At 70.8% G+C, this 12302-nt stretch carries 9 protein-coding genes; 2 read left to right on the top strand and 7 right to left on the bottom strand.

Annotated features, from left to right (window positions below; translation table 11 throughout):
- Positions 1 to 120: 120 nt before the first annotated feature.
- Positions 121 to 1002 carry an alpha/beta fold hydrolase gene (locus tag NX02_RS00790; RefSeq protein ID WP_084717566.1) on the top strand — a complete coding sequence of 294 codons (882 nt, stop codon included), beginning with the start codon at positions 121 to 123 and terminating at the stop codon, positions 1000 to 1002.
- A gap of 40 nt (positions 1003 to 1042) precedes the next feature.
- Here the strand turns inward: NX02_RS00790 and NX02_RS00785 are convergent, their stop codons facing one another.
- From NX02_RS00785 to NX02_RS00775, 3 genes are read right to left on the bottom strand one after another with little or no spacing between them, the layout of a single operon-like run.
- Positions 1043 to 1660: a TetR/AcrR family transcriptional regulator gene (locus NX02_RS00785; RefSeq protein ID WP_025290312.1), complete on the bottom strand. Its 618-nt coding sequence runs from the start codon at positions 1658 to 1660 to the stop codon at positions 1043 to 1045.
- A 10-nt stretch (positions 1661 to 1670) separates the two neighbouring features.
- Positions 1671 to 3071, bottom strand: a complete 1401-nt coding sequence (locus tag NX02_RS00780) for an efflux transporter outer membrane subunit (protein WP_025290311.1) — start codon at positions 3069 to 3071, stop codon at positions 1671 to 1673.
- An 11-nt stretch (positions 3072 to 3082) separates the two neighbouring features.
- Positions 3083 to 4711 (bottom strand): DHA2 family efflux MFS transporter permease subunit, encoded by a 1629-nt coding sequence (locus NX02_RS00775; RefSeq protein WP_211258266.1) that lies wholly within the window; start codon positions 4709 to 4711, stop codon positions 3083 to 3085.
- A gap of 92 nt (positions 4712 to 4803) precedes the next feature.
- Between NX02_RS00775 and NX02_RS00770 the strand changes: the two genes are divergently transcribed.
- Positions 4804 to 5961 carry an HlyD family secretion protein gene (locus NX02_RS00770; RefSeq protein WP_025290309.1) on the top strand — a complete coding sequence of 386 codons (1158 nt, stop codon included), beginning with the start codon at positions 4804 to 4806 and terminating at the stop codon, positions 5959 to 5961.
- 29 nt (positions 5962 to 5990) lie between these two features.
- Here the strand turns inward: NX02_RS00770 and NX02_RS00765 are convergent, their stop codons facing one another.
- The 4 genes from NX02_RS00765 to ftsZ all read right to left on the bottom strand — a co-directional run bounded on the left by NX02_RS00765 (position 5991) and on the right by ftsZ (position 12264).
- A complete protein-coding gene (locus NX02_RS00765; protein WP_053000556.1) occupies positions 5991 to 7328 on the bottom strand; it encodes a hypothetical protein in 1338 nt (445 codons plus the stop codon).
- A gap of 150 nt (positions 7329 to 7478) precedes the next feature.
- Positions 7479 to 8639, bottom strand: a complete 1161-nt coding sequence (locus tag NX02_RS00760; RefSeq protein WP_025290307.1) for a deoxyguanosinetriphosphate triphosphohydrolase — start codon at positions 8637 to 8639, stop codon at positions 7479 to 7481.
- 2 nt (positions 8640 to 8641) lie between these two features.
- The gene (locus tag NX02_RS00755; protein ID WP_158013846.1) at positions 8642 to 10618 is read right to left on the bottom strand and encodes a tetratricopeptide repeat protein; all 1977 of its coding nucleotides are present in this window, start codon (positions 10616 to 10618) and stop codon (positions 8642 to 8644) included.
- Positions 10619 to 10758: 140 nt separating this feature from the next.
- The gene (gene ftsZ, locus NX02_RS00750) at positions 10759 to 12264 is read right to left on the bottom strand and encodes a cell division protein FtsZ (protein WP_025290305.1); all 1506 of its coding nucleotides are present in this window, start codon (positions 12262 to 12264) and stop codon (positions 10759 to 10761) included.
- Positions 12265 to 12302 lie beyond the last annotated feature (38 nt).

Genomic DNA, 12302 nt, shown 5'->3' with positions numbered 1-12302 from the left:
TCGCGCACAAGCCATTCCGCGATCCGGAACAATCTCTTTCACCATTCGCGCATTATTCCGGCGGACCAACCGGCGTAGAACCTGCTGCAACGGCCGCCGCTGCCGCAAAGGAGAATGCCGATGTCCGCCGACACCCTGCCCGTCACGTATCACCGTACCGCCACCGTCAACGGCCTCGAGATCTTCTACCGCGAGGCCGGGCCGGCCGGCGCGCCGGTGGTCGTGCTGCTGCACGGCTATCCCACCTCCTCGCACATGTACCGCCGGCTGATCCCCGCGCTCGCCGACCGCTATCATGTGATCGCCCCCGACCTGCCCGGCTTCGGCCTGTCCGAGGCGCCGCCGCGGGGCCATCCGGTCTATAGCTTCGCCGGTTTCGCCGACACGGTCGACGCGCTGCTCGAACAGCTCGGCGCCACGCGCTACGCGCTCTATGTGATGGATTATGGCGCGCCGACCGGCTTCCGCCTCGCGCTCAAGCATCCCGAACGGGTGACCGCGCTGATCACGCAGAACGGCAATGCCTATGAGGAAGGGCTGGGCGAGGACTTCTGGGCCTCAAGCCGCACCTTGTGGGCGGACAACAGCGCGGCCAATCGCGACGCCATGCGCCCCTTCTTCGGTATCGAGGGCACGCGCTTCCAATATGAAACCGGCGTCCACGACCGCACCCGCCTCGACCCTACCGCCTGGCTGCACGACCAGCTCTTCCTCGATCGTCCCGGCATGACCGACATCCAGCTGGACATCGTCTATGACTATCGGACGAACGTGGCGCTCTATCCGGACATTCAGGCCTATTTTCGCGAGCATCGGCCCTCGACGCTGATCGTCTGGGGCGCCAACGACGTGATCTTCCCGCCGGTCGGCGCGAAGGCCTACCTCCGCGATCTGCCGGATGCCGAGTTGCATCTGCTCGATACCGGCCATTTCGCGCTGGAGGATCGCCTGGACGAGATCGTGCCGCTGATGCGGGGGTTTCTGGCGCGGGTGGTGGGGTAAAGCCACCGAATGTTCGCGCGGCGCCGGAGGCGCGGCGGGTTCAGGCAGGCAAATCCTCCGCCCCCTGGAAAGGGGGCGCCAGGCCGAGCCTTTCCTTCAGAGCCTTTCGCGCGGCGGCCAGCATCGCCGCCCCGGCCGCCGGATCCGCAAACGACCGCGCCAGCGCCATCGTGCCGACCAGTTCCGCCAGCACCGAGGCCGCGAGCGTCTCGGCATCCGCGCGTCCCATCGCCATCAGCGCGCGTGCGATCGCGTTCTGGAACCCCGCCACCCCCGCCTCGAACCGCGCGCGCGCGGCCGCGGGCATGCGGGCCGCTTCGCCGCTGAGTGCGGGCAGCGGGCAGCCGCGGTCGGCGGCGCGCATGACCGGTTCGGAGAGGTAGAAGTCGATCAGCGCCGCCAGCCCCGGCCCGTCCGGCGCGTCGCCCAGGAAACGCGCGACCATCGCCGCGCTGTCCTGAAACATGCGGTCCACCGCATGCGCCACCAGATCGTCGCGCGAGGCAAAGTGCGCGTAGAAGCCGCCATGCGTCAGCCCGGCGCGCTTCATCAGTTCGGACACGCCGATCCCGTCCGATCCGCGGGCGCGCATCGCCATTGCCGCCTCGTCGAGAATGCGCGCGCGGGTTTTCGCCTTGTGGGCAGTCTTGTCAGCCATGCCGCCCCCCTTACACGCTCGCATAGCCGCCGCCGAGCGCGCGGATCGCCGCGACCGAGGCGCGCGCCGTATCCGCCTCCGCCGCCGCCAGCCGGTCCGACGCTTCCAGCAACGCGCGATCGGCATCGAGCACATCGACCAGCGCCACCGCGCCGCTCTCGTAAGCCGATTGCGCCTGCCCGCGCGCGCGGCGCAGCACTGCGACCTGTTCGGTCAGGCTCGCCACTTCGGCGCGGCCTTGGACCAGGCGGACGAGCGCGGTTTCCACCTCCGCCGTCGCGCGCAGCACGGTGCCGCGATAGACGACCAACGCCTCGGCGGAACGGCCGCGCGCCTGCGTCACCTCGGCATCGACCTTGCCGAAATCGAACAGCCGCCAGCGCAGCCCCGCCCCGCCCTGCGCCTGCAGCGCGCCGCCGGTAAACAGGCTGCCGGTGGTGGTGCCGGCAAAACCGATCAGCCCGCCGAGCGAGAGGTGCGGATAATAGCCGGCCAGCGCCACGCCGATCCGGGCGTCCGCCGCTGCCACCCGGCGCTCGGCGGCGACCAGATCGGGCCGGCGGCGCATCAGGTCGGCGGGCACCGCGCTGCCCGAGGGATCGGGTGCGCGCGGGATCGCTGCCGCCGGCGCCAGTTCGGCGCGATAGGTGCCGGCCTGCGCGCCCATCAATATGTCGAGCCGGTTCATCTGCGCGGCGATGCCGGCGCGCAGCCGGGGTAGATCCGCCTCGATCCCCTGCTGTTCGCCCAGCGCGCGGTTGAGCTCGCGGTCGGCGGTGATGCCCTGTGCGACGCGCTGGCGGATCAGCCCCACCAGATCGCGCCGCACCGCCAATTGTCGCTCGGCAACGCCAAGCCGCGCCTGCAGCCCGCGCAGCTGGAGATACGCATCCACCGCCTCCGCGGTCATGCTCAGCCGCACCGCATCCGCATCGGCGACGCTGCCGGCAAGGTCGGCGCGTGCCGCCTCCCGCCCGCGGCGCAGCCCACCGAACAGGTCGATTTCCCAGCTTGCCGAGGCGCCGGCCTGATAGAGTTCATAGTTGCGCGGAAAACCGAGGCTGGCCGAAGCGCCCCCGATCGGCGTCCGGCGGGACTGGCGATTGGCGTCGGCGGACGCAGAGGCCTCGACGGTGGGGAGCAAGGCTGCGCCCGCGCCCTGGGCTGCCCCGCGGGCCTGATCGATCCGCGCGCCGCCGGCGGCGATGTCCAGATTCTGCGCCTGCACCCGCGCCACCACCCGGTCGAGCAGCGGATCGCCGAAGCCCTGCCACCAAGCGGCGTCGGCCGGCGCGATCGGGGTGGCGGTGGCGAACGCCGCGGTCAGCGCCACCCGCGGCGGCCGGTAGTCGGGGCTTGGGGTGCAGGCGGAAAGCGCCGTGGCGCCGAGCAAAAGGAGGGTGAAGCGCATCGGCATGATCCTCAATGGGCGCCGGCATCGGCGGGCGGCGGCGTCGCGCCGGGCGCCGGGCGGCAGAAGGGAACGATCGCCAGCGCGGCGAGGAACATCCACGCCATCAGCCGGAACACGTCGTCGAAGGCGAGCGTCAGCGCCTCGCGCCCGACGATGCGTGCGAAGACGGCGCTGGCGGTGAGTTGTGCCTCCGCGGGATCGGGAATGGTCGCGGCGAGCCGGGCGGCCAGCGCTTGCAGTTGCCCGCTGGCGCTCGTCGCGTGGTGGCCCAGCGCCTCGCCCAGCCGCGCGGCGGCGATGCGGGTGTCGTCCTGTAGCCAGGTGTTGACCATCGCGATGCCCACCGCGCCACCCAGGTTGCGCATCAGGTTGAACAGCCCCGATGCCGCGCCGAGCTCGGCCGGCGGAAAGGCGGAGAGCGCCATGTTCACGCTGGGGACGATGCACAGCATCAGCGCCAGACCGCGCACCGCCTGCGGGAAGACGAGTTCCCAGAACCCCCATTCGCTCGTCATGTGCGAGGTCAGCCACAGGCTCCACGCGAACAGGGTGAGGCCCACCGCGATCATCCAGCGCATGTCGATCCGCTGGCTGAGCGAGGCCGCGATGAAGGTGCTCGCGATCTGCGCGATGCCGACGACGAACACGGTCGTGCCGATCTGCAGGCTGTCGAACCCGCGCACCCGCGCCAGATAGACCGGGATCAGATAGATCGAGGCATACATGCCGAAACCGATGACGAGGCTGAACAGGCATGCGAAGACGAAGATCGGCCGCCGGAACGGCTTCAAGGTCACAATCGGATTCTTCGAGAAGAAGGCGCGTTCGAGGAACAGCAGGAAGGCGACGAAGGAGAGCCAGGCGCCGATCGCGATCTCCGGGTCGCCGAACCAGTCGTTGCGCGGCCCTTCTTCCAGCACGAACTGCAGCCCGCCGAGGAACACCGCCATCGCGATGAAGTGGCTCCAGTCGATCCGCGCGAACATCGCCGGCTGGGCGCGATCGACGCGCAGGATCAGCGCGGAGAGCGCGGTGACGACGATGCCCGGCACGATGTTGATGAAGAACAGCCAGCGCCAGTCGAACGCCTGGGTGATCAGGCCGCCGACCGTCGGCCCCAATGTCGGCGCGATCACCGCGACGGTGCCGAGGATTGCCGGGATCATCGCGCGCTGCTTGCCGGTGAACAGGGTGAAGCCCACCGCGAACACCAGGGGCACCATCGCGCCGCCGGTGAAGCCCTGCAGCGCGCGGAAGGCGATCATCGATTCCATGTTCCAGGCGAGCCCGCACAACAGGCTGGAGGCGGTGAACAGTCCCGCCGACAGCATGAACAGCCAGCGCGTCGACATCGCCCGCGCCAGATAGGCGGAAAGCGGGATCATCACGAGTTCGGCCATCAGATAGGCGGTCTGCACCCAGCTCACCTCGTCCGGCCCCGCCGCCAACCCGGCCTGCACATCCGACAACGAGGCCGAGACGATCTGGATGTCGAACAGCGCCATGAACTGGCCGAACGCCATCACCCCGAAGATCAGATATTTGCGCGCGGTGGGCATCGCCGCCGGATCGGCGGACCAATCCTGCGACAACCCCGCCAGCCACCCCGATCCCGATGCCGCGCCCGAAGCTGCCATCCCCACCCGCGTCTCCATACTGGACAAATGATGAGTATCATATATATTGCGATCATCATATCATCAAGCACCGTCATTCGGGGTGGCATCGCATGAGCACGAAGATCGAGGACCGGGTGGTCGAACTGCGGCACGAAGATGCGGCAGCGCCGGACGGTGCGGCAGCGACCGCCAGCGCGATGCCGCGCCGGCGGATACCCCGCATATGGGTGGCTTCCGGCATCGCGCTGGCGGTGGCGCTGGGCGGAGCCGCGTGGATCACCGCCGCGCCTTCCGCCGAGTCGACCGACGACGCCTATGTCGCCGCGGACGCGACGACGGTGGCGCCCAAGGTGCGCGGGCTGGTTGCAGCGGTGCTGGTGAAAGACAATCAGCGGGTTCGCGCCGGGGATCCGCTGGTCCGGATCGACGCCGAAGAGTTCGACGCGAAGCTCGCCTCGGCCACCGCCGACCTCGCCGATGCCGAGGCCAATGTCGCCGCCGCGCGTGCGGCGCTTGGCCATCTCGCAGCCGAGCAAAGGCTGGCGGCGGCGGGTGTGGTCTCGACGCGAACCACCATCCGCTCGGCGATCGCCGAAGCCGATCGCGCCGGCGCCGATCGCCGGCGCTACGAGGCGCTGGTCGCGACCGGCGCGGTCGCGCAGCGCGATGCGGACGTCTATCGGACCACTGCGATCGACGCCGAGCAGGCCGCCGCCCGCGCCCGCGCGCAACTCGTCGTTTCGCAGAGCGAGGCCGGCGTCACCGCCGCGCGCCGGCCGATGCTGGAAGCCGCGCTGCTGCAGGCCGAAGCCGCCCGCCAGCGCGCCGCCGCCGCGCTCGACCTCGCCCGGCAGGACCAGCGCCACAGCCTGGTCCGCGCGCCCATCGACGGCGTGGTCGGCAACCGCCAGGTCCGCATCGGCGACTATGTCCAGCCCGGCACCCGCCTGCTGACCCTGGTGCCGCTCCACGCGCTCTACGTGACCGCCAATTTCAAGGAGACCCAGACCCGCGACATGCGGGCGGGCCAGCCGGTGTCGATCGACGTCGATGCGATCGGTGGGCCGGCGCTGAAGGGACGCGTCGAGAGTTTCGCGCCGGGATCGGGCTCCACCTTCGCGCTGCTGCCGTTCGAGCCGGGGACGGGGAACTTCACCAAGATCGTCCAGCGCGTGCCGGTGCGGATCCGCTTCGAGCCCGGGCAAGGCGCGGTGGACCGGCTCAGGCCGGGGTTGTCGGTAACGGCGAAGGTCAAGCTGGCGGATTGAAGACCCGGCCCGGCGACGACGGGCCGTTTCTACGCGACGCCCTGATCGGGTTCCGCGTGCACCGCGCTGCCGTCGGCGGCGCGGGCGGTCATTGCGCCCTGTTCGGCGCTGCCGGCGCCCAGCATCAGCGCAACCGCGGCAGCGCGCTGGAGGCGGCGTACCGCCGGCCGTGCCACCGCGCCGCCGCGCAACCGCATGTGCAGGAAATCGCCGATCGCCTCGGCCGCGCGCTCGGAAGGAGAGAGGGCGTCGGCGGAGAAGGTGGCGTTGAAGCCCTCCAACTGCGCGGCGCGATAGGCGCCGTGGCTGGCGACCGCGGCGTCGACCGCGCCGACCAGATCCGCGGCGGAATGCTCGACCGGCCCGAAGCGCCAATGGCCGTAATTCTCGTCGTTCTGCCAGTCGATGCCCTGCGCGTCGAGGAACAGGCAGGGCTTGGGCGTGCGCAGGAATTCATAGACCTGGCTGCTGACGTCACCGACATAGATGTCGGCGAAGCTGGTGTAGCTCATGTCGATCGCGCGGTCGCTGCCCGGGTCGAGCAGCAGGTGGCGCGCGCCCGCGAAATGCTGCGTCAGCGCCTGCCAGCGCGCGCGCTTGGCGCGGCTGTCGAGCATGCGGACATGCGGCGCCACGATCAGATTGTAGCGATGCTGCCGGGCAAAGGCTTCGAGCAGCGGCACGCCGAATTTCGCCCAGGAGCCCAGCGTGCAGAAATGCGGATTGTAGAGCACGGTCGGCCGGCCATTGCCGAACGGATCCCAGGCGGCATCGCGGATCGCATCCGCTGCGTCGAACTTCGGATAGCCGACCACCGCGTGCCCGCCCTCGTGGATCAGCCCCTCCCGGCCAAGCCGCTCGCGATGCTTCTCGCCCGCCATCAGCACCATGTCGAAATGGCGGATGCGACGATCGAACCCGGCGGCGCGATCGCCCGCGCCATGATCGAGATGGATGTAGAGGGGCCCGCGGACGCCGACGCGCTTGAGCTGCACCGTGGTGCGCTCGGGCACAGCGATCGCATCGAAGCCGTTCAGATGGTGCGCGACCGCAGCGAGGCCGAGCAGCTTGGGCGGGACCGAACGGCCGCTGCGCTTGCGGAAGAAGGTCAGCAGCGGCGGGCTGAGCACCTCGAAGCGGATCGGTGCGCCCCCCAGCAGCGCCACCAGCCGCCGCGCATAATCGATATGCCCTTCGTTGGGGGAACTGACATACACGTCGAAGCCGGGCATGCGGGCGAGTTCGACCGCGGTCGAGATGCCGTGCAGCAGTTGATGGCGCTGCGCGTTGAAGAAGAAGCAGACCCGAACCGGGGGCGTGCCCTGATCCGCGACGAGCGCGGCAGGCCACGGCGTCATCTTACCCATTAGCAACCCAATATCCGCCCGACGGCACGCGATTTCCCCACGCATCCGTCCACCGCAGGCAAAGCTGGCAGCAGATTGCGGCGAAATCCAGACGATTCGCTGTCAGCTTTAGCGTTTGGCGACATTATCATGACAGAACGCGGTCAGCGATCAAAAACCCTCGGGCATCTCGACCGGGCCGACATGCTCGCGATAGCGGGCGATCGCATAGCGATCGGTCATGCCGGCGATGAAATCGGCGATGTGGCGGCTGCGGTCGGGGTCCGCCGCGGGCAGGGTCGTGCGCCACGCCTCGGGCAGACGGCCGGGATCGGCGCGATAGGCATCGAACAGGCCGGCGACGACATGCTGCGCGGCATCGGCGGCGCGCAGCTGCTGCGGATGATGATAGAGATTGGCGTACATGAAGCGCTTCAGCGTCCGTTCCGCCTCGGCCATCGACGGCGAGAAGCCGACCAGCTGCCCGCGATGCGCACGCGCGGCATCGGCGCTGTCGATCGCCGCCGCCTCCAGCGCGGCGCGGCTGCTGGCGATCACGTCATTGACCATCACGCCGATCAGGTCGCGCACCAGTTCACGCTGCACGCGATGCGGTTCGCTGCCGCCGCACCGCTCCGCCACGCGCTGCCATTGCCGCTCGACCAGCGGCACCGACAGCACCTGATCCAGCGTGATCAGGCCGGCGCGCAGGCCATCGTCGATGTCGTGATTGTCATAGGCGATGTCGTCGGCGATCGCCGCCACCTGCGCCTCGAGCGACGGCCAGCTGTCCAGATCGAGCGCGAAGCCGGCATCGGCTTCCGCCATCGCCCAGGTCGGCCGGCCGATCGGGCCATTATGCTTGGCGAGCCCCTCGAGCGTTTCCCAGCTGAGGTTGAGCCCGTCCCAGTGCGGATACGGGTTTTCCAGCCGCGTCAGCACGCGCAGCGTGTGCGCGTTGTGATCCCAGCCGCCATGATCGGCGAGCGCGTCGCGCAGTGCCTCCTCCCCGGCATGGCCGAAGGGGGGATGGCCGATGTCGTGCGCGAGGCACAGCGCTTCGGTAAGATCCTCGTTCAGCCCCAGCACGCGCGCGATGGTTCGGCCGATCTGCGCCACTTCCAGGCTGTGCGTCAGCCGCACACGGAAATGATCGCCATCGGGCGCCAGGAACACCTGCGTCTTGTGCCGCAGCCGGCGGAAGCCGGTGGAATGGACGATGCGGTCGCGGTCGCGCTGGAAGGCATCGCGCGGCCCGCGCGTTTCCGCGCCCGGCTCCGCATGGCGCCGCCCCCGGCTGGTCGCCGGATCGCTTGCCCAGCGGTTACGCATGGTCACCTGGCGCCGAGCGGCTCGACCGCCTGGCCCTCTTCGCTGGAGACGGCGAACGCCTGATGGCCGGCCTTGGTCATGCGGTTGACGAACTCCTGCGCGGCCCCGCTCGACGCGAACGGGCCCACCAGCAGCCGATTGGTCGCGCGCAGCGGCATTGTCCAGGCTTTTAGTCCGGCGACCAGCCTGGGTTCGGCCGCCTTCAAACGCGCCCATTCCCTGGGCAGCGCCGCCTTGTTGGCGCCACCCGCGATCTGCACCCATTCCCGCGCCGGATGCTTGGGCTTGGGCGGTTCCTTCTTCACCGGCTTGGCGGGTGGCTTCTTCGCCGCTGCAGCCGCCTTGGCGTCAGCCGCCGGCCTGGGCGTCGCCACGGGCTTCGGCACCGGCGACGGCGTCGGCCCGGGTGCGGGAGACGGCGCCGGAGAGGGGGTTGCCGCGGGGGTCGGCGCGGGCACCGCCGGGGCCGCAGGCGTCGATGCGGCAACCGCCGGGGCTGCAGCCTTCGGCGCGGCGATCCCCGGAGGGACCGGCGGCCCGACCACCGGCTTCGCGGCACCCGGTGCCGGCGTCTGCGCCACGGCCGGCTTCGGCTGTGGCGTCGGCGCGGGTGCGGGCAGCGGCGCCGCCGTGGCCGCCTCGGCAGCGCGGCGCGCGGCCTCGGCCGGCGGAATCCCGCCGGGGGGCGTGGCGGCCGTGCGCGTCGGGGGCGCGGTGACCGCCAGCGACGGCGCGGGCGCACGCGGCGCGGCAACGGCGGCGCCCGGCGGACGTGCCGGCACCCGCTGCGGCGTGATCGCCGAGGTCGGCGCGGCGGGTGCCGGGACCGGTGCAGGAACCGGGGGCGAAGGTGTCGGTGTCGGTGTCGGCGTTGGCGCCGGCGCCGGTGCGGCGGCCGGGGGCGTCACCCGTTGCGGTGCCGTCCCCGCCCCGGCAGCGGCGCGTTCGCGCGTAACCGCCACGGGGGAACCGGGTTGCACCGGATCGGGCGCCGGCATCGGCGTGGGATCCAGCGTCCGCGTGATCCGCGATCCGCCGGTCCACCCCGGCCGGCGGCGCGGCGCGCGCGAAACCGGTGCGCGAACGACCGGCTGGGTGACATCCTCCGGCCGCGGCTGCGCCGGCGGGATCGGCGGCGGCGGGGTCGTACCCGCCCGGAAGCCGTCGCCGCGCTCCACCTGCGCATAGCGCGTGCCATTGGCGGGGAGCTGGCCGAGATGGACGGCATAGGCGCGCTGCATCGGGCTCAGTCCGCCGAGCCGCGCGAAGAACGGCGCCATCGCGGCCGCGGCACGCGCGGGCATCACCTGATTGGCGATCGACTGCGCGCCGGGCACGTCGCCGGTCATCGCCAGCACGAACGCACGCACGCGCCACGCGCCGACGTCGCGGCGGTAGAGCAACGGATCGAGCAGCGCGAGCGCCTCCGCGCGGTCGCCCGAGATGCCGAGGCTGAGCGCGTAGCGGCGGGTCGTTTCGTCGTCGGGGCTGCGCGCGAGGGCGGCCTGATAGTCGCGCTGCGCGCGGCGGGGATCGCCGGTCAGGTCATAAGCGAGCCCGCGATCGGCGGCGAACTGCGCCACCGGGATGCCGAGCGCCGCGGCGCTATCGAACAGCCGCAGCGCATCGCGCGGCCGTTCGAGCGCGAGCAGCGCGCTGCCCTGCCCCGCCTTGGCATAGCCGTTCGACGGCGAGACCCGTTCGGCGCGCGAGAAGAAATCGAATGCAGCGTTGGCATCGCCAAGCTGCAGCGCCGCCTGGCCGGCGCCGAGCAGCGCGCGGATATCGCGCGGATCGCGGGCGAGCGCGCGGACCTGTTCCGCCAGCTGGTCGGCGATCGGCGTCGGCTGCTGCACGATCTCGGTGGGGCTGCGCGGGGCCACCCGGACGGGCACATCCTCCGGATCGATGGCCTGCGCCCATGCCGATGCGGGGCATGCGAACGCGACAAGCGCCATCGTACCCGATGCCGCCAGCAAGATTCTCCGAAACGATGTCATGATCTTGCGGCGATAGACCGGAGAAGGCCGGAAACGGCAACCGGCCCGCGCGGGGAGATGCGGCGGGCCGGTTCGTCGTACGGACGAGTCCCCCTCCCGCACGCGGGAGGGGAGCATCGTTACTGGTTGTTCTGGCGGTTGAGGAAGCGCGGGATATCCGGCGTGCCTTCATCGCCACCCGGCGTCTTGGCGGTGCCGCGGGTGATGTTCGACATGCGCTCGAACAGGGTGCCGCCGCCATTGCCGATGCGCGGCGCGGTCGTCGTCGGGCGGCCGCGGCCCCCGGCTTCGGCCTCACCGGCCGCAGGGCGCGCCGGCGGCGGCTGGATCTCGCCCTTGTCGAGCAGCAGCTCGTTGGGGTCGGCCGGGGTGTCGAGGGTCAGTTCCTCGGGCACCGGCTGGCCGGCGACCGCATCGTCCTCGAAGCGCAGCACCGGGCGCGCCGGCGCCGGCTGGGTCGCCGGCTCCGGCGTGTCGAGCACCAGTTCGGGGCGCGGCGCGGAAATCGGCGCCCCGACACCCTGCTGGCGCGGCACGAAGGACGGCGCATCGAAACGCTGCGGCGCGGCCGGGGCCGGCGCTGCTGCGGCGGCAGGCGCATCGTCCTTGCGGCCGCCCGGGAAGGAAAGGACGCGCGCCGGTTCGGGCGCGACCACCGCTTCCGCCTCGATGCCGGTGGCGACCACCGACACGCGGATCTTGCCGTCGAGATCGTTGTTGAACGCCGAACCCCAGATGATGTTCGCATCGGGATCGACCAGTTCGCGGATGTGGTTCGCGGCCTCGTCGACCTCCAGCAGGCGCATGTCGTCGCCGCCGGTGATCGAGATGATGACGCCCTTGGCACCCTTCATCGAAACGCCGTCGAGCAGCGGGTTGGCGATCGCCTTTTCGGCGGCCAGGATGGCGCGGTTGTCGCCATCGGCCTCGCCGGTGCCCATCATCGCCTTGCCCATTTCCCCCATCACCGAGCGAACGTCGGCGAAGTCGAGGTTGATCAGGCCGGGCATGACCATCAGGTCGGTGATGCCGCGCACGCCCTGCTGCAGCACCTCGTCCGCCATCTGGAACGCTTCCTTGAAGGTCGTGTTCGCGTTGGCGATCAGGAAGAGGTTCTGGTTGGGGATGACGATCAGCGTATCGACATGCTTCTGGAGCTCGGCGATGCCGGACTCGGCTGCGCGCGAGCGGCGCGAGCCTTCGAAGCTGAACGGCTTGGTGACGACGCCGACGGTCAGGATCCCCTTGTCCCGCGCCGCCTTGGCGATCACCGGCGCCGCGCCGGTGCCGGTGCCGCCGCCCATGCCGGCGGCGATGAAGCACATATGCGCGCCGTCGAGCGCGCGATCGACCTGCTCCAGCGTCTCCTCGGCCGCCGCACGGCCGATTTCGGGACGCGAGCCGGCGCCGAGGCCCTGGGTGATCCGGAGACCGAGCTGGATGCGCCGCTCCGCCGGGCTGGCGTTGAGCGCCTGCGCGTCGGTGTTGGCGACCACGAAATCGACGCCCTGGACCTGCGCCGCAATCATGTTCGCAATGGCGTTGCCGCCGGCGCCGCCGACACCGATGACGGTGATGCGCGGCCGCAGTTCGTCAACCTGCGGAGGAATGAACTCGATACTCACTGGACTTTCTCCCCTCGGTGGAGCCGGCACGGCTGGCT

It is taken from the genome of Sphingomonas sanxanigenens DSM 19645 = NX02 (assembly GCF_000512205.2).
Lineage (GTDB): Bacteria > Pseudomonadota > Alphaproteobacteria > Sphingomonadales > Sphingomonadaceae > Sphingomonas_D > Sphingomonas_D sanxanigenens.
The sequence above is the reverse complement of the archived record's forward strand: the minus strand, read 5'-3'. Positions and strand labels throughout refer to the sequence as shown.

What these genes read in the sequence shown, in the direction of transcription:
- NX02_RS00790 (WP_084717566.1), top strand. Translation starts at nt 121, where the DNA reads ATGTCCGCCGACACCCTGCCCGTCACGTATCACCGTACCGCCACCGTC.
- NX02_RS00785 (WP_025290312.1), bottom strand. Translation starts at nt 1,660, where the DNA reads ATGGCTGACAAGACTGCCCACAAGGCGAAAACCCGCGCGCGCATTCTC.
- NX02_RS00780 (WP_025290311.1), bottom strand. Translation starts at nt 3,071, where the DNA reads ATGCGCTTCACCCTCCTTTTGCTCGGCGCCACGGCGCTTTCCGCCTGC.
- NX02_RS00775 (WP_211258266.1), bottom strand. Translation starts at nt 4,711, where the DNA reads ATGGCAGCTTCGGGCGCGGCATCGGGATCGGGGTGGCTGGCGGGGTTG.
- NX02_RS00770 (WP_025290309.1), top strand. Translation starts at nt 4,804, where the DNA reads ATGAGCACGAAGATCGAGGACCGGGTGGTCGAACTGCGGCACGAAGAT.
- NX02_RS00765 (WP_053000556.1), bottom strand. Translation starts at nt 7,328, where the DNA reads ATGGGTAAGATGACGCCGTGGCCTGCCGCGCTCGTCGCGGATCAGGGC.
- NX02_RS00760 (WP_025290307.1), bottom strand. Translation starts at nt 8,639, where the DNA reads ATGCGTAACCGCTGGGCAAGCGATCCGGCGACCAGCCGGGGGCGGCGC.